At 47.4% G+C, this 21,389-nt stretch carries 14 protein-coding genes, 10 tRNA genes, 3 rRNA genes and 1 other RNA gene; all 28 read left to right on the forward strand.

What is annotated here, in order from left to right:
* Positions 1–371 precede the first annotated feature (371 nt).
* Complete coding sequence (gene rpoE / locus MKY44_RS00595; RefSeq protein WP_341005709.1) at positions 372–941, forward strand: DNA-directed RNA polymerase subunit delta; 570 nt, start codon at positions 372–374, stop codon at positions 939–941.
* 451 nt (positions 942–1,392) lie between these two features.
* Positions 1,393–2,997 (forward strand): CTP synthase, encoded by a 1,605-nt coding sequence (locus MKY44_RS00600; protein WP_076217010.1) that lies wholly within the window; start codon positions 1,393–1,395, stop codon positions 2,995–2,997.
* A gap of 230 nt (positions 2,998–3,227) precedes the next feature.
* Positions 3,228–3,614 (forward strand): response regulator, encoded by a 387-nt coding sequence (locus MKY44_RS00605; RefSeq protein WP_017691292.1) that lies wholly within the window; start codon positions 3,228–3,230, stop codon positions 3,612–3,614.
* A 261-nt stretch (positions 3,615–3,875) separates the two neighbouring features.
* Positions 3,876–4,730, forward strand: a complete 855-nt coding sequence (gene fba, locus MKY44_RS00610; RefSeq protein WP_036607263.1) for a class II fructose-1,6-bisphosphate aldolase — start codon at positions 3,876–3,878, stop codon at positions 4,728–4,730.
* A gap of 147 nt (positions 4,731–4,877) precedes the next feature.
* Positions 4,878–6,131, forward strand: a complete 1,254-nt coding sequence (locus MKY44_RS00615) for a UDP-N-acetylglucosamine 1-carboxyvinyltransferase (RefSeq protein ID WP_036607261.1) — start codon at positions 4,878–4,880, stop codon at positions 6,129–6,131.
* 465 nt (positions 6,132–6,596) lie between these two features.
* Entirely contained in the window at positions 6,597–7,922 is a 1,326-nt protein-coding gene (gene rho, locus MKY44_RS00620; protein WP_036607258.1) for a transcription termination factor Rho, read from the forward strand.
* A 96-nt stretch (positions 7,923–8,018) separates the two neighbouring features.
* On the forward strand, positions 8,019–9,293 hold the full coding sequence (locus tag MKY44_RS00625) for a radical SAM protein (RefSeq protein WP_074092949.1): 1,275 nt from the start codon (positions 8,019–8,021) through the stop codon (positions 9,291–9,293).
* Between the two features lie 102 nt (positions 9,294–9,395).
* Positions 9,396–9,593: a 50S ribosomal protein L31 gene (gene rpmE / locus MKY44_RS00630; protein WP_036607255.1), complete on the forward strand. Its 198-nt coding sequence runs from the start codon at positions 9,396–9,398 to the stop codon at positions 9,591–9,593.
* A gap of 146 nt (positions 9,594–9,739) precedes the next feature.
* An RNA gene (ffs, locus tag MKY44_RS00635) (signal recognition particle sRNA large type) lies at positions 9,740–10,007 on the forward strand.
* 174 nt (positions 10,008–10,181) lie between these two features.
* Positions 10,182–11,927 carry a DNA polymerase III subunit gamma/tau gene (gene dnaX / locus MKY44_RS00640; protein WP_341005710.1) on the forward strand — a complete coding sequence of 582 codons (1,746 nt, stop codon included), beginning with the start codon at positions 10,182–10,184 and terminating at the stop codon, positions 11,925–11,927.
* A gap of 41 nt (positions 11,928–11,968) precedes the next feature.
* Positions 11,969–12,280, forward strand: coding sequence for a YbaB/EbfC family nucleoid-associated protein (locus MKY44_RS00645; RefSeq protein ID WP_036607248.1), 312 nt, complete (start codon positions 11,969–11,971; stop codon positions 12,278–12,280).
* A 36-nt stretch (positions 12,281–12,316) separates the two neighbouring features.
* Positions 12,317–12,916: a recombination mediator RecR gene (gene recR, locus MKY44_RS00650; RefSeq protein WP_036607246.1), complete on the forward strand. Its 600-nt coding sequence runs from the start codon at positions 12,317–12,319 to the stop codon at positions 12,914–12,916.
* A 233-nt stretch (positions 12,917–13,149) separates the two neighbouring features.
* Entirely contained in the window at positions 13,150–13,377 is a 228-nt protein-coding gene (locus tag MKY44_RS00655) for a DUF2508 family protein (protein ID WP_051447031.1), read from the forward strand.
* Between the two features lie 35 nt (positions 13,378–13,412).
* A complete protein-coding gene (locus MKY44_RS00660) occupies positions 13,413–13,682 on the forward strand; it encodes a pro-sigmaK processing inhibitor BofA family protein (protein ID WP_036607241.1) in 270 nt (89 codons plus the stop codon).
* Between the two features lie 349 nt (positions 13,683–14,031).
* Positions 14,032–15,584: ribosomal RNA gene (locus tag MKY44_RS00665) — 16S ribosomal RNA — on the forward strand.
* A gap of 106 nt (positions 15,585–15,690) precedes the next feature.
* A 5S ribosomal RNA gene (gene rrf, locus MKY44_RS00670) occupies positions 15,691–15,807 on the forward strand.
* A gap of 36 nt (positions 15,808–15,843) precedes the next feature.
* Positions 15,844–15,920, forward strand: a tRNA-Ile gene (locus tag MKY44_RS00675).
* Positions 15,921–15,942: 22 nt separating this feature from the next.
* Positions 15,943–16,018 (forward strand) — tRNA-Ala (locus MKY44_RS00680).
* Between the two features lie 211 nt (positions 16,019–16,229).
* Positions 16,230–19,155 (forward strand): 23S ribosomal RNA (locus MKY44_RS00685).
* Together the 16S, 23S and 5S rRNA genes with 10 tRNA genes alongside form the textbook arrangement of a ribosomal RNA operon.
* An 81-nt stretch (positions 19,156–19,236) precedes the next feature.
* A tRNA-Ser gene (locus MKY44_RS00690) sits at positions 19,237–19,328 on the forward strand.
* Positions 19,329–19,371: 43 nt separating this feature from the next.
* Positions 19,372–19,448 (forward strand) — tRNA-Met (locus MKY44_RS00695).
* Positions 19,449–19,457: 9 nt separating this feature from the next.
* Positions 19,458–19,533, forward strand: a tRNA-Val gene (locus tag MKY44_RS00700).
* Positions 19,534–19,538: 5 nt separating this feature from the next.
* A tRNA-Thr gene (locus MKY44_RS00705) sits at positions 19,539–19,614 on the forward strand.
* Positions 19,615–19,623: 9 nt separating this feature from the next.
* Positions 19,624–19,701 (forward strand) — tRNA-Asp (locus MKY44_RS00710).
* Between the two features lie 21 nt (positions 19,702–19,722).
* Positions 19,723–19,795, forward strand: a tRNA-Phe gene (locus MKY44_RS00715).
* 12 nt (positions 19,796–19,807) lie between these two features.
* Positions 19,808–19,893: transfer RNA gene (locus tag MKY44_RS00720), tRNA-Tyr, on the forward strand.
* Positions 19,894–19,900: 7 nt separating this feature from the next.
* A tRNA-Lys gene (locus MKY44_RS00725) sits at positions 19,901–19,973 on the forward strand.
* A gap of 143 nt (positions 19,974–20,116) precedes the next feature.
* A complete protein-coding gene (locus MKY44_RS00730; protein WP_341005711.1) occupies positions 20,117–21,310 on the forward strand; it encodes a PucR family transcriptional regulator in 1,194 nt (397 codons plus the stop codon).
* The last annotated feature ends 79 nt before the right edge of the window (positions 21,311–21,389 follow it).

Genomic DNA, 21,389 nt, shown 5'->3' on the forward strand with positions numbered 1-21,389 from the left:
ACACATTCTCTTCGTGTCAAAACGGGCGCAGGGACATATGATGGATGGAGAGCTAGAGGGCTCTTGCGGGGAACCTGGTGAGGAGTAATCCTCCAAGGGTATACAGTCAGAAGGCGGAGGGGACTCCGTCTTTTTTATTATGGAGTTGTCTCTTTGGCAAAAGAGGATATTCCTGTGGGTTTGATGTCACTTCACGTTTAATATGTGGACATATTGTTGCTGCTCTCCGCATTTGCGTCACATCCGTACATAAAAACTTGCTTTTTAACGCTAAATAGGTTTTACTTAGGTTTGTTAATGGATATGTTATACGTAACAGTCCAGTTCGTAGGGGTTAAAAAGTGAATTTTGTGTGAGAGGAAGTGTCTGCAGTGAGTACCTCGCTCAATTTGAAAATTGATAAAGAAAAGGTAAGAGAGATCCCTTTGGTGGACCTTGCCTTTATGGTGCTGAAGGCGGCTAATACGCCGTATTACTATCGTGACTTAATGAATGAGGTAGCGAAGCAGCGCGGAATGACTGATGAAGAAATCAACGAGTTTATCGCCCAGCTATATACCGAGATTAATATCGATGGCCGTTTTGCTTGCGTCGGTACAAGTCTGTGGGGCTTGAAGCGCTGGTATCCGGTAGCTGGAACAGAAGATTCCATGACGGGTGCGAAGCGTCCGCGTATCATCAACGATGAAGACGATGATCTGGAAGATGAAGACTTCGGTGAAGAAGAAGACAGCTATAGCAGCGATGAAGACTTCGACAGCACGGATAAAGACGAAGAAGAAGACGAAGAAGAGGAAGAAGAAGACGACATCTTTGACGAAGAAGACAGCGAAGAAGAAGTGCTGGTTGAAGATGACGATCTGGAAGATGAAGACCTCGAAGAAGACGAAGAAGAGTCCGAAAACGAGGATGAATTTGACGACGATTCTGATAATCGGTAGTCATTTTTGACGTCTATAATTTACCCGTTTCCCCGGAATAGTCAGCCTTGACAGCAGACGGGGTAACGGGTAAACTATTGCATGGGCTTATGAATGAGCGACAATATATTTATGTTTTTTATAGAAGGTGCCCCGTCCTGCGGGAGTACTTTTTTTTGTATTTTTAGAGGCATAATTTTGCAAAATGATTTTTTCCGTATGCTCCCGGCCAACATTTCGTGGCCCGTTTTTGTATATCAAAAACACTAAATGGAATGAAGGCCATCGGAATATTTGCACCATTTTTTGCTGTAGAACAACGTGTATTTAAACCGTCTTCGCAGAAAGAGCAGTTCGCAGATGCAGGGAATTTCTGCCATTGCTCTTTTTAACGATGATTACCTGGGAAACAGGTTACGATAACACCATATATCGCCTGAATTTCTGTACTTATATTAGGAGGGTAATAACAGTGACAAAGTATATTTTCGTGACGGGCGGAGTTGTGTCCTCCCTGGGCAAAGGGATTACGGCTGCTTCTCTGGGCAGATTGCTGAAAAACAGAGGGCTTAAGGTAACGATCCAGAAATTTGATCCATATATTAACATCGACCCGGGAACAATGAGTCCTTATCAGCACGGCGAGGTTTTTGTAACGGATGATGGCGCGGAAACGGATCTGGACCTTGGCCACTATGAACGTTTTATTGACATCAATCTCTCCAAAAACAGCAACGTCACGACTGGTAAAGTATACTCTTCCGTCATCAGCAAAGAGCGGCGCGGGGAATATCTGGGCGGAACGGTACAAGTTATCCCACACATTACGAACGAGATCAAAGAGCGCGTATTCCGCGCTGGACGTGAAGCGGGTTCGGATGTGGTTATTACGGAAATTGGTGGAACAGTGGGCGACATTGAGAGTTTGCCTTTCCTGGAAGCTATCCGTCAGATCAAGAGTGATGTAGGTCGCGACAATGTGATGTACATCCACGTAACACTTATTCCTTATATCAAAGCAGCTGGTGAAGTGAAAACAAAACCAACGCAACATAGTGTTAAGGAATTACGCAGCATCGGTATTCAACCGAATGTGATTGTATGCCGTACGGAGTATGAATTGTCTAAAGACATGAAAGCCAAGATCGCTCTCTTCTGCGACATTGATGAGAATGCTGTGGTTGAATGTCGTGATGCAGACACGTTGTATCAAGTACCTCTAAACCTGCGTGAAGAAGGCTTGGATGAGATCGTGGTAAATCACCTGAAACTGACTACTCCTGCACCGGATATGAGCGAGTGGGAAGGGCTGGTTGACCGGATCAACAAGTTGGAGCATACAGTTGAGATCGCTATTGTTGGTAAATATGTAGCGTTGCACGATGCATATCTGAGTGTTGTTGAGTCGTTGTCTCATGCAGGATTTGCATCCAATGCTGATGTAAAAATCCGCTGGGTTCCTTCTGAAGATATTACGGATGAGAATGTAGGCGACCTGTTACATGGTATTGGGGGTATCCTCGTCCCTGGTGGATTCGGAGATCGTGGTATTGAAGGTAAAGTATCGGCAATCCGTTATGCTCGTGAGAAACAAATTCCGTTCTTCGGTATTTGCTTGGGTATGCAGGTTTCCGTTATTGAGTATGCACGTTCCATCGTTGGTTTGAATGGTGCGAACAGTTCCGAGATTAATCCGGCTACGGAATTCCCGGTGATCGATCTGTTGCCTGAGCAAAAAGATATCGAAAATCTGGGTGGCACGATGCGTCTGGGTCTGTATCCTTGTAAGCTTCAAGAAGGTTCTTTGGCGATGGCTTGTTATGATGACGAGCTGGTGTATGAGAGACACCGTCACCGGTATGAGTTCAACAATGAATACCGTGAAACGATCGAAAAAGCAGGACTGGTTATCTCGGGTACATCCCCGGATGGACGTCTGGTTGAGATTGTGGAACTTCCAGGACACCCATGGTTCCTGGCGGTACAATTCCATCCGGAATTCACTTCCCGTCCGAACCGTCCGCAACCATTGTTCCGTGAGTTTGTAAAAGCTTCTCTGGAGAATGCGCAGAAGTAATACATGGTTTTATTGTTTTAACGTAATAGATATTGGGGATGTTCCTGGCAACCATAGCGGATGCCGGAACATCCTTTTTTTGCGTAAAGAGCAGGTGGGAATGCTTTTTTGTCATTTTGTGAAGGTAGCAGGATTTTAATGGAAGAGGTAGAATACTTATCATGACGACTATGGGATAGTTATCCAGATTCGAAGATGTGCATGCTTTCCTAATTCTAGGAGGTTACAGAGTGGAAGATAAAAAAGTTTTGATTGTTGATGACCAGAATGGTATTCGAATCCTGTTAATGGAAGTGTTCAGCAGTGAGGGGTATAACACGTTTCAAGCACCCAACGGCAAGGTTGCTCTGGAGATTGTGAATAATGACAAGCCTGACCTGGTATTGCTCGATATGAAGATTCCTGGGATGGACGGTCTGGAAATCTTGAAGCATATTAAAGAAATTGATCCGGGTATCAAGGTGATCATGATGACTGCTTATGGTGAACTGGACATGATTAAGGAAGCCACGGATCTCGGAGCGCTCATGCACTTTACGAAACCGTTTGATATCGACGAGATGCGAGTGGCTGTGAATATGCAACTTCGCAACGGTACCGCCAATAAATGCAGCTGAATCCTGTTGATACAGGATTTTTTTTGCGTGTGGAGAACATAGAAGGTACTTGGTGGGAAAATGAGGTATTTCACTCCTTCATCCGGGGAATATTGGAAATGGGGAAGTTAGAAAGCGGTGTCTATGAAAACTGTGCTGCAAAGCACAGCATTTTTGCAAATGCTTGTTTAGTATTTGACATGGGATGTGGTATAATAAGCCCGTATGTGATTTCGGCTAAAAACCATAGACACAACCCAAACCCCTAGGAGGATTGAAACCATGCCATTAGTATCTATGACAGACATGTTGAACAAAGCACTTGAAGGAAAATATGCAGTTGGTCAATACAACATCAATAACCTTGAGTGGACTCAAGCGATTCTTGGTGCTGCTGAAGAAGAGAAATCCCCAGTAATCTTGGGTGTATCCGAAGGCGCAGCACGTCACATTGGTGGCTTCTACACTGTAGTTAAAATGGTAGAAGGACTCATTCACGACATGAAAATCACTGTTCCAGTTGCAATTCACCTGGACCACGGTTCAAGCTTCGACAAGTGTAAAGAAGCGATCGACGCTGGATTCACATCCGTAATGATCGACGGTTCCCACCACTCTATCGATGAGAACATCGAAATGACTAAAAAAGTTGTTGAATATGCACACGCTAAAGGCGTTTCTGTAGAAGCTGAAGTAGGTACTGTAGGCGGACAAGAAGACGACGTTATCGGCGGTATCATGTACGCTGACCTGAACGAGTGTATCCGTATCGTTAAAGAAACAGGTATCGATACATTGGCACCAGCTCTTGGTTCCGTACACGGTCCTTACCATGGCGAGCCTAACTTGGGCTTCAAAGAAATGGAAGAAGTTCGTGACGCGGTACAAGTTCCACTCGTATTGCACGGTGGTACAGGTATTCCTAAACACGACATCGACAAAGCCATTTCCCTGGGTACGTCCAAAATCAACGTAAACACAGAGAACCAAATTGCTTTTGCAAGAGTGGTTCGTGAAGTGCTTGCAGCTAAACCAGACGCTTACGATCCACGTACATTCATCGTACCAGGCCGTGAAGCAATTAAAGAAACCGTTAAAGGTAAAATCCGCGAGTTTGGTTCTAACAACAAAGCGTAATTTATCCTTACCAGTTCCATACTGTGAAATGGAAAAACACCGCCTAGCCGGTGTCTTTCCATTTTCACACCTTATTTCTACATCGGAAGCCAACAGCACGTATTGCCGTTCATCGGCTGCAAAACACGTAGGGGGACATTAAGCTTTATGGAAAAATTGATGATTAGTGGCGGACGTCCGTTACAGGGAACTGTAACTATAAGCGGCGCCAAGAACAGCGCCATTGCGCTTATTCCTGCAGCATTGCTTGCCGAGTCAGAAGTCGTGTTGGACAACCTGCCGCTTTTGAGTGACGTGGCGGTTTATGCAGAAATTTTGGAGGAACTCGGAGCACATGTGACTTGGGAAGGCAGTCAGATGAAGATTGACCCTTCTGACATCAAATCCATTCCTATGCCGAATGGTCCCGTGAAGAAGCTTCGTGCTTCGTATTATATGATGGGTGCATTGCTAGGGCGTTTCAAAGAAGCGACCATAGGTTTACCAGGGGGCTGTAATTTTGAGCCTCGTCCAATTGATCAACATATCAAAGGGTTTGAAGCGCTTGGCGCAACCGTAACAAACGAACATGGCTCCATCCATTTGCATGCCAAAGAGCTGCGGGGAGCAAAAATCTATCTTGATGTAAGCAGTGTCGGCGCAACCATTAATATCATGCTGGCGGCTACTCGTGCCAAAGGCTCTACAATTATCGAAAACGCGGCTAAAGAGCCTGAGATTATAGATGTAGCAACACTTCTGAATTCCATGGGTGCCAGCATCAAGGGTGCAGGTACCGAAACGATCCGTATTGAAGGGGTCTCGGAGCTTAAAGGCTGCCGTCATTCTATCATTCCGGACCGTATCCAAGCAGGTACGTATATGATCGCTGCAGCGGCAACGCGCGGAGATGTTCTGATTGACAATGTGATTCCCAAACATCTGGAAGCTTTAACGGCAAAGCTGCTGGAAATGGGTGTTGGCATTGAGGAATTGGATGAAAGTATACGTGTCATTGGTAAACCAAGCTATAACCATGTGGACGTGAAAGCACTTGTATATCCTGGTTTCCCAACGGATCTACAGTCACCCATGACCAGTGTTTTGACACAGGCAACCGGTGTGAGCGTCCTGAGCGACTTTGTATACAGTAATCGATTCAAGCATGTGCCTGAGTTAGTGCGGATGGGTGCAAAGATTCGAGTAGAAGGACGGTCAGCGATTATTGAAGGCAGTGCATTAAACGCGGCCAAAGTAAAAGCATCCGATCTTCGCGCTGGAGCAGCGCTGGTGATTGCAGGTCTCACCGTCAGTGAAGGTGTGACTGAAGTAACGGGGGTCGAGTATATCGACCGCGGTTATGATCATCTGGTGACTAATCTGCGCCTGCTCGGTGCAGATGTATGGCGGGAAACTGATTAATAGGAAGCATTATGCATGATTCAGTCCTACACATGTTTATTTTAACTGAACTGCATATCTTTTTGATGATTAGGTAAACCTGTTTTAATAGAGTTCTCAGTCTCTCCGGCATAAGACGAAATGTTTCTGTTTCCTTTACCGGAGGGTCTTTTTTTGAAATAAACTTCATATGGCTGTAAGAACATCATTTCTCATCCCCAAACCCCGGTTTTGTTTGAACTGCGCTCCATAGCCGGTCTATCCGGATTGATCGCCTCAATGCATCGTTCACTCAATAGCGGATCTTGCCGAATGTTGGCCATCCCACCCGGAAACTTACACTCAAAGACAAGTATTTGCATTATAACGGTTACATTCCGTACAATGGACAGAAGAGATTGTGGCAGATGCTGCGCTCTATAGCCGGAACGTCTAGCGAAACTATCCATTTCACACGGACTTATTAATTGAATAGGTGGTTATTATATGGATCTACAAATTTCCGATTTGGAAGAAATGAAACTAACGGACCTCTACAAACTGGCCAAAAAATATCAGATACCTTACTATGGTACGTTAAAAAAGAAAGAATTAATCTTTGCTATACTACGTGCACAAGCTGAACAGAGCGGCCTGATGTTCATGCAAGGCGTACTCGAGATTTTACCTGAAGGTTACGGATTCTTAAGACCTATCAACTACTTGCCAAGTACGGAAGACATCTACATCTCAGCTTCTCAGATTCGCAAGTTTGACCTAAGAACAGGTGACCTCGTATCAGGTAAGTGTAGAACGCCTAAGGAAAACGAGAGATACTTCGGTTTGTTGCAAGTCAACGCTGTAAATGGTGAGAATCCATCGGCGGCTGCAGAGCGACTTCACTTCCCGGCATTAACCCCACTGTATCCGCAGAAAAAACTGGTTCTCGAAACATCCCCCAACCATTTGTCCACACGAATTATGGATGTGCTCGCCCCGGTAGGATTGGGACAGCGCGGATTGATCGTAGCACCTCCCAAAGCGGGTAAAACGCTTCTCCTCAAAGAAATTGCCAACAGCATCTCAACTAACAATCCTGAAATTGAACTGTTTGTCCTGTTGATTGATGAACGTCCAGAGGAAGTAACGGATATGTCGCGTTCGGTAAAAGGGGAAGTTGTGGCTTCGACATTTGATGAACTGCCTGAGAATCATATCAAGGTGGCGGAATTGGTGCTTGAGCGTGCGCTTCGTCTGGTTGAGGCCAAAAAAGATGTTGTTATCCTGCTGGATAGCATTACGCGTCTTGCCCGTGCATATAACCTGGTTATTCCACCATCCGGTCGTACACTTAGTGGTGGTATTGATCCAGCTGCGTTCCATCGTCCGAAGCGTTTCTTCGGTTCTGCCCGGAATGTGGAAGAAGGCGGAAGCTTGACCATCCTAGCAACGGCATTAATTGATACCGGATCACGTATGGATGACGTCATTTATGAAGAGTTTAAGGGTACAGGTAATATGGAGCTGCATCTGGACCGTCGTCTGGCAGAGCGCCGCATATTCCCGGCGATCGACATTCGTCGTTCGGGTACACGTCGTGAAGAAGTGTTGCTCAGCAAGGAAGAGTTGGATACAATCTGGGCGATTCGTAAAAACATGAATGATTCCCATGACTTTGTTGAAGGATTCCTGAAAAAACTTCGTAACAGTAAGACAAATGCAGAGTTTTTAGCGGCATTTGATTCGGCTGGTAATAGCCCGACAAGCAATTCGGGTACAACAACAACCCGTCGCTCACCTAGACAGACAGCAACGTCAGGTACATCGACGTAAGCGTCGTTTGACTAATCACTTTCTTTTGCAGCATTGCTGTAAATGTTACAATACACTCGTCGTTAGGTTTAACCCATTAGATGTGAGGAGAACATCATGTATTTAGTATACGCAGATGAAAAAGGTAATGTATTTGATCATCCTTCCCTGTACGGGCTTGCCCGCAGTGGAGATATGATCGTTGAGATTATGGAAGATGAACTCATCCCTTTGCCAGAGGGTGCAACGTTGGTTGGACTCCCAAGCACCCGGCCCATTGGTATGGACCCGGACACAGGTGAGATGCTGCCAATGCCAACGGACACACAGGCTGTAGGTGCTTTGCTTCCACAGGGATTCACTCGTTTGTGTCTCCCTGGATATGTGAAGACGGATAAAGAGTATAAATTGCCGTTATTCGGCTATTCCGCAGTAGTCTGGAAAGATGGCGGTTTCTATGTCACCGCTTCGAAGTCGGATAGTCCTGAAAAATGGAATCCACTCAACTGTGATCGTGACGATGTGCGTTCCGGGGTCAAACGATTGACGGAGCAATACCCCGAGAACCGTCTCTACACCCATCTATCCAACTGTGCGCTTGGATATGAATGTCTAACTTCATCAAACACGTTCCTGAATCGTTGGGAAGGTGGAGTGCCGGTATCTTATTCTTGCAATGCGGGCTGTTTCGGGTGTATCTCCGAGCAACCGGATGATAGCGGCTTTGTTTCCCCGCAGACACGTATGAACTTCCGACCACGTGTGGATGAGATTGTGGAGGTTATGCTGGAACACCTGAAGACGCCGGAGTCCATCATTAGTTTTGGACAAGGTTGTGAAGGGGAGCCTTCCACGCAGGCTAAGCTGATTATTGAAGCGATTCGCGAAGTGCGTTCCGTAACGGACATGGGGTATATCAACATTAATACCAATGCCGGTCTGAATGATCACATTAGAGGTATTGTAGATGCTGGATTGGATCTGATGCGCGTAAGTACAATTAGTGCACTGGATGACCACTATAACGCCTACTATAAACCACGTGGTTATACCTTAGCCAATGTTGAGAAATCGATGAAATACGCAGCGCAGCAGGGTGTATACACGTCCATTAACTATCTGATCTTCCCAGGCGTAACAGATCGTGAAGAAGAGATTGAGGCGATGATTGAGTTTGCGAGAAGAACCGATCTACGCTTGATTCAGATGCGTAATCTCAATATTGATCCAGAGAGCTATCTGGAATTAATTCCTCCAGCTCAAGGTGATATCTTGGGCATGAAGCAGATGATTGAGATTTTTGAAGACGAGTTGCCTGATGTTGTGATCGGATCGTATACCCATGTTCCGCCAGCTGGAATGGCACGTCCAAAACGGTTGATTACCTCTTAACAATAATGGATTGCAACAGGCACAAGGTCGTGTTATAATCTCAGGGTTGTGCCATTTACTCTGGGTCCGCTTGAGGCTCAGGGCGGAAAGAGGTGAAAGGTAATGAAAGAAGCAATTCATCCTAATTACACGATTGGTCAAGTATCTTGCGCTTGCGGGAATACTTTTGAGACAGGTTCGGTTAAAGACGGACTTCGTGTAGAGATTTGCTCCGCGTGCCACCCGTTCTTCACAGGTAAACAGAAGTTTATCGATGCTGGCGGCCGTGTTGATCGTTTCAAAAAGAAATACGGAATCTAATTGGACAATTCTTGGAGTTGTCTGCTAATTGCATCCAACACACCCCTGCTGATCTGGCAGGGGTTTTTATATGTTATATGTAAGCATAGTCGCATTCACGTTCCTCTGGTTGCAATTTGGATAACCTTACGTTATACTATTTCTTACCGTGCTAGATGGGGAGGTAGCGGTGCCCTGTAACTCGCAATCCGCTATAGCGAGGTTGAATTCCTGCTAGAGGTTTTGCCGATGTGAGGTTTGGTCCCTAAACGTGGTGTTGACGGTTGGGTCCTCCGCAATGAGTACTCATGAACCTGGTCAGGTCCGGAAGGAAGCAGCCATAAGTGAGATCACTCTTGTGCCGGAGGGTTGCCTAGCCCGAGCTATTGTTCAGGGGTGCCACTTGGATCGCAAATATCGATAGCAGGTGCACGGCTTACCTTTTAAATGTAGAGACCTTTGCAGTTGTATGTATGCAGAGGTCTTTTTGATATGTCTTAATAAACCACGCATGAATGAGTCAGATAAAGTTTGGATTCACCCTAGAATATAGTATAATAGGGGAACGACAAAGGACTCGAATGCGAAGTGGAAGGAAGGTAACGCATCATGGAGCATATCGCGTTATACCGGGCTTGGCGTCCCCAGTCGTTTCAAGATATGGTGGGGCAACAGCATATTATTCAGACCTTGCAGAACGCGATTCGTGAACAGCGGACTTCCCATGCCTACTTATTTAGCGGGCCCAGAGGAACGGGAAAGACAAGTGCCGCCAAGATTTTGGCCAAAGCTGTGAACTGCGAACGTGGGCCTGCGCCTGAACCTTGTAACGAGTGTGAAGCTTGCCGCAGAATTACGACTGGCGCTGTGATGGATGTGCAAGAGATTGATGCTGCATCCAATCGGGGCGTTGAAGAAATCCGTGATCTTCGGGAAAAGGTTAAATATGCGCCAACCGAAGTCCGGCAGAAAGTCTATATTATTGATGAAGTGCACATGCTGACAACGGAGGCATTCAATGCTTTGCTCAAAACATTGGAAGAGCCACCACCACATGTGATGTTTATTTTGGCAACAACGGAACCGCACCGCCTTCCGGCTACTATTATATCGCGCTGTCAGCGATTTGATTTTCGCCGGGTATCCCTGGAAGAACAGACAGCAAGACTTACACTGATCTGTGAACAGGAAGGTATGGAAGCTGACCAGGATGCGCTCCAATACATTGCCCGTTTATCGGACGGTGGAATGAGGGATGCGCTTAGTGTGCTGGATCAGATCTCTTCATTTACGGATGGACGAGTAACGTACCAGCAGGTTATGGACATGACGGGTGGAATTGCTTCAGAGCAATTTGCCAAATTGGCTGCTTCGCTGCTCAAAGGTGATGTTGGTCATATTTTGCAGATGATTGAAGGTTTCATGCATGAAGGAAAGAGTGCAGACAAGTGCATGGAGAATTTACTGTATTATTTCCGTGATTTGCTTATGATTAAGATGGTACCTGATGCAGACAAATTGACGGACCGGGTACTTAATCCGGAGTCTTTCCGTGATATGGCGGAGTCATTCACCAAGGAACAACTATTCCACATGATCGACACCCTTAATCGGTACCAGAGTGAAATGAAATATGCAGTACAACCACAGACATTATTTGAAGTTGCATTGCTTAAACTGTGTAGTATTCCAGCTCAAGGTGAGGCTTCTGTTCAGGTGGGAGCTTCAGCTCATGCAGCACCTGCTGATGGGGGAGAGATCAACCGCTTGAAGCAGCAGCTTGCTGAGTTGGAGAAGAAGTTGGATCGTGCACTAAAAAGTGGGTTGTCTGGTGGAGAAGGTGCATCGAGCGCTCCATCGCGTCCGGCAACAAGAGCTCCTGTATCGAGAGGCAACCCGCCTGCGAAGCTTCCTGCACAGTTGGATCAGTATGTTGCGCGCAAGGGAGCCCCTGAGTTCGCAGATATCAGCAAAAAATGGAGTCAGATCCTGCAACGAGTGAAGGAAGAAAGGGTTACCGTTCACGCCTGGTTTGTGGATGGTGAGCCGGTATCATTGCTTGAAGACAATGTTTTGGTTGCTTTTAAAAACAACATTCACCGTGAAACAACGGAGAAGCAGACTAACCGTGAAGTCATTGAGCGGGTGTTGTCCGAACAGCTTGGTCGTCCTGCACGATTGGTGACGATGATGCTCAAAGATTGGACCGGAGCAATGGAGGGAGCTTCTGAAGCGCCAAAGGAGGACTTTAAGCTTGAACCTGAGCATGAAGACGGCGGTTCAGGCAACAAACAGCCTTGGATTGATGAAGCCATCCAGCTCTTTGGTGAGGACCTTGTAGTGATCAAAGAATAATGCGCATAGCGCGATAACCATAACAAAGGAGATGAACAATTATGAATAACATGAACCAAATGATGAAACAAGTGAAGAAAATGCAGGAGCAAATGCTGAAAGCACAAGAGGAACTGGCGGACAAAACAGTCCAAGGTACTTCTGGTGGCGGTGTAGTGACGGCTGAAGTTAACGGACACAAGAAATTGCTTGCTATCACGATCAAACCTGAAGCGGTAGATCCGGAAGATGTTGAAATGTTGCAGGATCTCGTTATGACAGCTGTTAACGATGCAATGGCCAAAGCCGATGAGATTGCCAACAAGGATATGGGCAAGTTCACAGGCGGCATGAATATTCCGGGATTATTTTAATTAAAAAATTGATCCTGTCAAAGGAGACAAAATCGATTGTATTATCCCGAACCAATAGCCAAGCTGATTGATGCCTTCACCCGGTTGCCGGGTGTGGGTCCCAAGACGGCAGCGCGTTTAGCTTTTCATGTGCTTAACATGAAGGAAGATGACGTTATCGATTTTGCCAAAGCGCTCGTAAGTGTGAAGCGTAATCTTCATTATTGTTCTGTATGTTGTAATATCACAGATACGGACCCGTGTCGCATCTGTCAGGATAAGTCCAGGGATGTCTCTGTAATCTGTGTAGTTCAGGATTCGAAAGATCTGGTGGCCATGGAGCGCACCAAGGAATTCGATGGGTACTATCATGTGTTACAGGGCGCGATTTCACCTATGGAGGGAATTGGCCCAGACGATATTCGTTTGAAGGAACTCCTGGTTCGATTAAGTGATGAACGTATAAAAGAGATCATCTTGGCAACGAACCCCAACATTGAGGGTGAGGCTACAGCGATGTACATCTCCCGCTTGGTGCGTCCGTTTGAGATCAGTGTGACTCGTATTGCGCATGGATTGCCTGTAGGTGGCGATCTTGAGTATGCGGATGAAGTGACCCTTTCCAAAGCGTTGGAAGGGCGCAGGGAGATGCGTTAGTGTGATCAATTTGTATTACGCAGCGGATTTCCTTGGAAACTTCGGATGCTAAATAAGTTTCGATATGCAAAGAGAGCCTTAGGGCTCTCTTTTTTTTATGGAGAAAATGAATGCCCGAGTTCTAAGTTTGTCCTTTCCCTGATAAGTATGAGAATATGCTGTGCTGATCAGGAGGGGGAGAGATTATGTTTTTGTGGCGAAATACACGGAACTCGGTAGAGAAACACAACAGAATGTTGAAGGAACTTGAGGCGGATCAGATCTATGCAGATATTCAGATGGCTAAGCAGGAATGGGAACGGGCTATGAGACAGTTTGAAGATGCACAGGGGCAGGATGAAATTGATTATGCTATTTATGTATTGGAGGCGGCTGAGCGGAAGTACCAGATCCACTTAAGAAGAGCAAAGCGAGCCAGAGCTAATGATGATGTTACATCACAGCGAGGGGTTAGTATGTAGAGTCACGTTTACATTAAACACGGAGGTGTAACACTATGAAGAGTATCATACTGGGAAGTGTATTGGTTATATCGTTACTGGGGCTTATCGTTATTTTATTCAGAAAGCGGATAGGGTTATCGTTTTTCACGTCATTTGGAATTCATCTGGTGCTCGCTGCAGTAGGGATATATATCGTGAATTATTCCGGCTGGATTACAGGAACCTACATCCCGCTGAACCCTGCAACGATAGGGACTGTAACTGTTTTGGGATTGCCAGGTGTGGGGCTATTATTAGGGCTGAAAATTTCTTTGTTCGGATAGTTGACTCGCAGGATATTTATATGGTACATTATATCTCGTTGCTTTGCTTGCTTGGTTAGATGCTTTAGATGAAATGAAGGAGTTCATTACGAACTTCGAAAAAGAATTTCAAAAAAACACTTGACCAAAACAAACGAAGTATGATATATTATAAAAGTCGCCGCTGAGAGAAAATGGTGACGAAAAAAACGAGTTTGATCTTTGAAAACTGAACAACGAGTGAGTAAACATTCTGCTTGCAGAATGAACGCGAAAGTTTGAAACAAGCCTTGGCTTGAATCGACTGGAGCACAAATGAGATTTTTAATCTCGTCAGATTCAAAATGAGCTTATCGCTCTTTTCAATACTTTATTGGAGAGTTTGATCCTGGCTCAGGACGAACGCTGGCGGCATGCCTAATACATGCAAGTCGAGCGGAGTTGATAGGAAGCTTGCTTCCTTGATACTTAGCGGCGGACGGGTGAGTAACACGTAGGCAACCTGCCCTCAAGTTTGGGACAACTACCGGAAACGGTAGCTAATACCGAATAATTGTTTTCTTCGCCTGAAGGAAACTGGAAAGACGGAGCAATCTGTCACTTGGGGATGGGCCTGCGGCGCATTAGCTAGTTGGTGAGGTAACGGCTCACCAAGGCGACGATGCGTAGCCGACCTGAGAGGGTGATCGGCCACACTGGGACTGAGACACGGCCCAGACTCCTACGGGAGGCAGCAGTAGGGAATCTTCCGCAATGGGCGAAAGCCTGACGGAGCAATGCCGCGTGAGTGATGAAGGTTTTCGGATCGTAAAGCTCTGTTGCCAGGGAAGAACGCTTGGGAGAGTAACTGCTCTCAAGGTGACGGTACCTGAGAAGAAAGCCCCGGCTAACTACGTGCCAGCAGCCGCGGTAATACGTAGGGGGCAAGCGTTGTCCGGAATTATTGGGCGTAAAGCGCGCGCAGGCGGTCATTTAAGTCTGGTGTTTAATCCCGGGGCTCAACCCCGGATCGCACTGGAAACTGGGTGACTTGAGTGCAGAAGAGGAGAGTGGAATTCCACGTGTAGCGGTGAAATGCGTAGATATGTGGAGGAACACCAGTGGCGAAGGCGACTCTCTGGGCTGTAACTGACGCTGAGGCGCGAAAGCGTGGGGAGCAAACAGGATTAGATACCCTGGTAGTCCACGCCGTAAACGATGAGTGCTAGGTGTTAGGGGTTTCGATACCCTTGGTGCCGAAGTTAACACATTAAGCACTCCGCCTGGGGAGTACGGTCGCAAGACTGAAACTCAAAGGAATTGACGGGGACCCGCACAAGCAGTGGAGTATGTGGTTTAATTCGAAGCAACGCGAAGAACCTTACCAGGTCTTGACATCTGAATGACCGGTGCAGAGATGTACCTTTTCTTCGGAACATTCAAGACAGGTGGTGCATGGTTGTCGTCAGCTCGTGTCGTGAGATGTTGGGTTAAGTCCCGCAACGAGCGCAACCCTTATATTTAGTTGCCAGCATTTCGGATGGGCACTCTAGATAGACTGCCGGTGACAAACCGGAGGAAGGTGGGGATGACGTCAAATCATCATGCCCCTTATGACCTGGGCTACACACGTACTACAATGGCCGGTACAACGGGCTGCGAAATCGCGAGATGGAGCCAATCCCAACAAAGCCGGTCTCAGTTCGGATTGCAGGCTGCAACTCGCCTGCATGAAGTCGGAATTGCTAGTAATCGCGGATCAGCATGCCGCGGTGAATACGTTCCCGGGTCTTGTACACACCGCCCGTCACACCACGAGAGTTTATAACACCCGAAGTCGGTGGGGTAACCGCAAGGAGCCAGCCGCCGAAGGTGGGATAGATGATTGGGGTGAAGTCGTAACAAGGTAGCCGTATCGGAAGGTGCGGCTGGATCACCTCCTTTCTATGGAGAATCGTTTCCTGCAACGGAAACATTCAAATACAAAATCTAGCCAGGTCGGCTAGTTACTCACTCGTTGCTCAGTTTTGAGAGCTCAAACTCTCAAACGTTTGGTGGCGATAGCGAAGGGGTTCCACACGTTCCCATCCCGAACACGACCGTTAAGCCCTTCAGCGTCAATGGTACTTGGACCGCAGGGTCCTGGGAGAGTAGAACGCCGCCAAGCGTAACCCATTTTGGGTTCAAATAGTATATATATTGTGGGCCCTTAGCTCAGTTGGTTAGAGCGCACCTCTGATAAGGGTGAGGCCGGTGGTTCGAGTCCACCAGGGCCCACCATCTATACCTTTAAACTTTATATGGGGCCATAGCTCAGCTGGGAGAGCGCCTGCCTTGCAAGCAGGAGGTCAGCGGTTCGATCCCGCTTGGCTCCACCAAAAATGTTTTACAAGTTTGTTCTTTGAAAACTAGATATCGAAACGAAACAAACGCGAATTAGAACATTCCTTTTTAGCTGAACTTGTGTTAAACAAGTTTCAATAAAAACGGTAGTCAAATTGCTTTTGTGATGGTATCGGGTGAGAGCGACTTTTGGATTTGGACGTAGTCCAAACCAAGGGAAGCGAGCGACCGAAACCGGAACAAAATGGTTAAGCTACTAAGAGCACACGGAGGATGCCTAGGCGCTAGGAGCCGATGAAGGACGTGGCGAACAACGAAACTGCCTCGGGGAGCTGTAAGCAAGCTTTGATCCGGGGGTGTCCGAATGGGGAAACCCAGCTGGGGTAATTTCCAGTTACTCATAACTGAATACATAGGTTATGCAGAGGCATACCAGGGGAACTGAAACATCTAAGTACCCTGAGGAAGAGAAAACAATAGTGATTCCGTCAGTAGCGGCGAGCGAACGCGGAGAAGCCCAAACCAGAGAGCTTGCTCTTTGGGGTTGTGGGACGTCTCACATGGAGTTACAAAGGAACCGGTTAAGCGAAGAGGTCTGGAAAGGCCCGCCAAAGAAGGTAAAAGCCCTGTAGTTGAAAGTCTGTTCCCTCCGAGACGGATCCCGAGTAGTGCGGGGCACGTGAAACCCCGTATGAATCCGGCAGGACCATCTGCCAAGGCTAAATACTTCCTAGCGACCGATAGTGAAGCAGTACCGTGAGGGAAAGGTGAAAAGCACCCCGGAAGGGGAGTGAAATAGAACCTGAAACCGTGTGCTTACAAAAAGTCAGAGCCCGTTTTAGGGGTGATGGCGTGCCTTTTGTAGAATGAACCGGCGAGTTACGTTCCCGTGCAAGGTTAAGGTGAAGAGCCGGAGCCGCAGCGAAAGCGAGTCTGAATAGGGCGACATAGTACGTGGACGTAGACCCGAAACCGGGTGATCTACCCCTGTCCAGGGTGAAGGTGCGGTAACACGCACTGGAGGCCCGAACCCACGCATGTTGAAAAATGCGGGGATGAGGTGGGGGTAGCGGAGAAATTCCAATCGAACTCGGAGATAGCTGGTTCTCCCCGAAATAGCTTTAGGGCTAGCCTCGGAAAACAGAGTCGTGGAGGTAGAGCACTGATTGGGTGCGGGGCCCGCAAGGGTTACCAAGCTCAGTCAAACTCCGAATGCCATAGACTTACTTCCGGGAGTCAGACAGTGAGTGCTAAGATCCATTGTCAAAAGGGAAACAGCCCAGACCATCAGCTAAGGTCCCCAAGTGTGTGTTAAGTGGGAAAGGATGTGGAGTTGCACAGACAACCAGGATGTTGGCTTAGAAGCAGCCACCATTGAAAGAGTGCGTAATAGCTCACTGGTCGAGTGACTCTGCGCCGAAAATGTAACGGGGCTAAACACACCACCGAAGCTATGGCTTGATGCTTTGCATCAGGGGTAGGGGAGCGTTGTATAAGGGTTGAAGGTGTACCGTAAGGAGCGCTGGACATTATACAAGTGAGAATGCCGGTATGAGTAACGAAAAGATCAGTGAGAATCTGATCCGCCGAAAGCCTAAGGGTTCCTGAGGAAGGCTCGTCCGCTCAGGGTAAGTCGGGACCTAAGGCGAGGCCGAAAGGCGTAGTCGAAGGACAACAGGTCGAAATTCCTGTACCACCGTAAGCCGTTATGAGCAATGGGGGGACGCAGTAGGGTAGTGACGCGGACTGATGGATGTCCGTCTAAGCAGTGAGGCTGATGTGTAGGCAAATCCGCACATTGTAAGGCTGAGCTGTGATGGGGAGCGAAAATTGTAGTAGCGAAGGTCATGATCTCACACTGCCAAGAAAAGCCTCTAGCCAGGTGAAGGTGCCCGTACCGCAAACCGACACAGGTAGGCGAGAAGAGTATTCTAAGGCGCGCGGAAGAACTCTCGTTAAGGAACTCGGCAAAATGACCCCGTAACTTCGGGAGAAGGGGTGCCCCGGTAGTGTGAATAGCACGAGGGGGCCGCAGTGAAAAGGCCCAAGCGACTGTTTAGCAAAAACACAGGTCTGTGCGAAGCCGTAAGGCGAAGTATACGGGCTGACGCCTGCCCGGTGCTGGAAGGTTAAGGGGAGTGGTTAGGAGCAATCCGAAGCTGTGAACCGAAGCCCCAGTAAACGGCGGCCGTAACTATAACGGTCCTAAGGTAGCGAAATTCCTTGTCAGGTAAATTCTGACCCGCACGAATGGCGTAACGACTTGGGCGCTGTCTCAACGAGAGATCCGGTGAAATTTTAATACCTGTGAAGATGCAGGTTACCCGCGACAAGACGGAAAGACCCCATGGAGCTTTACTGCAGCTTGATATTGAATTTGGGTACGATCTGTACAGGATAGGTGGGAGCCTTTGAAGCATGAGCGCCAGCTTGTGTGGAGGCAACGTTGGGATACCACCCTGATCGTATCTAGGTTCTAACCTGGTACCGTAATCCGGTGCGGGGACAGTGTCAGGTGGGCAGTTTGACTGGGGCGGTCGCCTCCTAAAGAGTAACGGAGGCGCCCAAAGGTTCCCTCAGAATGGTTGGAAATCATTCGAAGAGTGCAAAGGCATAAGGGAGCTTGACTGCGAGACCTACAAGTCGAGCAGGGACGAAAGTCGGGCTTAGTGATCCGGTGGTACCGCATGGAAGGGCCATCGCTCAACGGATAAAAGCTACCCTGGGGATAACAGGCTTATCTCCCCCAAGAGTCCACATCGACGGGGAGGTTTGGCACCTCGATGTCGGCTCATCGCATCCTGGGGCTGAAGTAGGTCCCAAGGGTTGGGCTGTTCGCCCATTAAAGCGGTACGCGAGCTGGGTTCAGAACGTCGTGAGACAGTTCGGTCCCTATCTGTCGTGGGCGTAGGAAATTTGAGAGGAGCTGTCCTTAGTACGAGAGGACCGGGATGGACGTACCGCTGGTGTACCAGTTGTTCCGCCAGGAGCACCGCTGGGTAGCTATGTACGGACGGGATAAACGCTGAAAGCATCTAAGCGTGAAGCCCCCCTCAAGATGAGATTTCCCAGTATGTAAGACCCCTTGAAGACGACGAGGTAGATAGGCTGGGGGTGGAAGTGCAGCAATGCATGGAGCTGACCAGTACTAATCGGTCGAGGGCTTATCCAATAGCAAGTTGTAATTCGCATGTTTCGTTTCGAATCTAGTTTTCAGGGAGCAATCCTTGAATGATGTTGATGATTGTTATTTGGAGAGATACCCAAGTGGCTATAAGGGGACCCTCTGCTAAGGGGTTAGACTGCGTAAGCGGTGCGAGGGTTCGAATCCCTCTCTCTCCGCCATCTTTACCTAAAGATGGACAAGCAATCAAGACACAATTAATATGGCGGTGTAGCTCAGCTGGCTAGAGCGTACGGTTCATACCCGTAAGGTCGGGGGTTCGATCCCCTCCGCCGCTACCATATTACCCAGGAGGCTTAGCTCAGCTGGGAGAGCATCTGCCTTACAAGCAGAGGGTCGGGGGTTCGATCCCCTCAGCCTCCACCATATACGCCGGTGTAGCTCAACTGGTAGAGCAACTGACTTGTAATCAGTAGGTTGGGGGTTCAAGTCCTCTCGCCGGCACCATTAATGCCTGGAACCGTGGTGTAGTTGGCCTAACATGCCTGCCTGTCACGCAGGAGATCGCGGGTTCGAATCCCGTCGGTTCCGCCATTAATCCTAAAAATTAAATATGGCTCGGTAGCTCAGTCGGTAGAGCAGAGGACTGAAAATCCTCGTGTCGGCGGTTCGATTCCGTCCCGAGCCACCTTTAATCCCTGGAGGATTAGCGAAGTGGCCAAACGCATCAGACTGTAAATCTGCTCCCGTACGGGTTCGGTGGTTCGAATCCATCATCCTCCACCAGTTTTATGAGTCATTAGCTCAGTTGGTAGAGCACCTGACTTTTAATCAGGGTGTCGAAGGTTCGAGCCCTTCATGACTCATCTTTAAGAAAAGAGTGATTAATCATTAATTTGATTAGTCGCTCTTTTTTGTTATGTGATTTTAGCTCAATATGGATATTTATTAATGCTGGGCAAGATATGATAAACTAATAGAAAACATGCAGAGTGGTGACGTTCATTATATGAAGCTCATACCTGATCTAAAACAGCAAATTGAAGTCATTATAGGCACAACTTTGGACGAATATGAAATTACAATAGAAGAATGGATGCAATCCGTTGTGAATCTGGTTGGTCGACATGAAAATTCAGAGACCTTTGTTGATGAGGGTGAGCGTCAGGAGTTATCTGATCAATCTGCATCTCCAATTTCATCCGATGTGATCAGTTTGAATACGGGAAAGCGTATATTTTTTAAGGTTCGAATGAATGAGCAAGAAGAGACCGTCGTGTGTTGGGGATGCCCTGCAAAATCTATTACCGTGGAAACACGACAATTGATTGAGCTTTTAATCCGTACTAACACGACTCTACCCGATGAGGTACAACCTGTTGTATATGAGAATGATAGGGAGCAGTATTTGACTGAATTGGGTCTCTGGCTTAAAGAGCAGATCGAAGAACCAACCAAGCAGGAATCTGAAGCGGTTCCTGATCGCTTTGTGGTACCCGCAGGATTAAATGCTGAGAAGATTCTGTTCTTGCTGCAAGGGGATACACCGGATGCACATCGTTTACGATCCAAGGAACTCAACAAGTTGCTTGAGAGTTACTTTGGCGAGGAAATTGTCTTGATTCCTCTGGGGGAGCAAGAGTGGATTTTCATGGGTGATAAAGAAATTGTTACAGAAGAAGCCGAGGAAGATACAACGGAGGCCAAAAAGGATTCACTGAACGCTTTTTGTCTGGGGTTGCATGAATTGGTTGCCAGTGAGTGGGCTGGGGTGTTCCATCTGTCTGCATCTCTGCCATGCATTCCTGCGCAACAACTTGTATCGGTCACAACTCTTCTTAGAGAAAGTGTACACTTAGGGAGAGCATTCCATGTTACGCAGCATATTCATCTCCCATGGGATCTTCACCTGGAGCGGTTGGTTGCGAGCATTCCAGATGATCAACGTATACGTTTTATAAAGGAAACTGGCAAAGACACGGTTATCTTCAATGACAGTGAGACACTTGCTACGCTGGAGACCTTTTTTAGCCTGGACTGTAATGTCAGCGAGACAGCGAAACGACTTTTCATTCATCGTAATACGTTGGTATACCGTCTGGATAAGATCAAACAGGAGATTGGTTACGATGTGAGGCACTTCGAAAGTGCTGTTCTAGTGCAATTTTTACTACTAATGTACAAAGTGACGAAAAAGCATTGATATTTTTGTGCAGTTTGCGAATAGTCAAACCTCACGTGTATAGGGTATTATAAAAATACAAATTGTATTCGATTACAAA

Origin of the sequence: Paenibacillus sp. FSL R7-0026, from assembly GCF_038004485.1 — a bacterium.
GTDB lineage: Bacteria > Bacillota > Bacilli > Paenibacillales > Paenibacillaceae > Paenibacillus > Paenibacillus xylanexedens_A.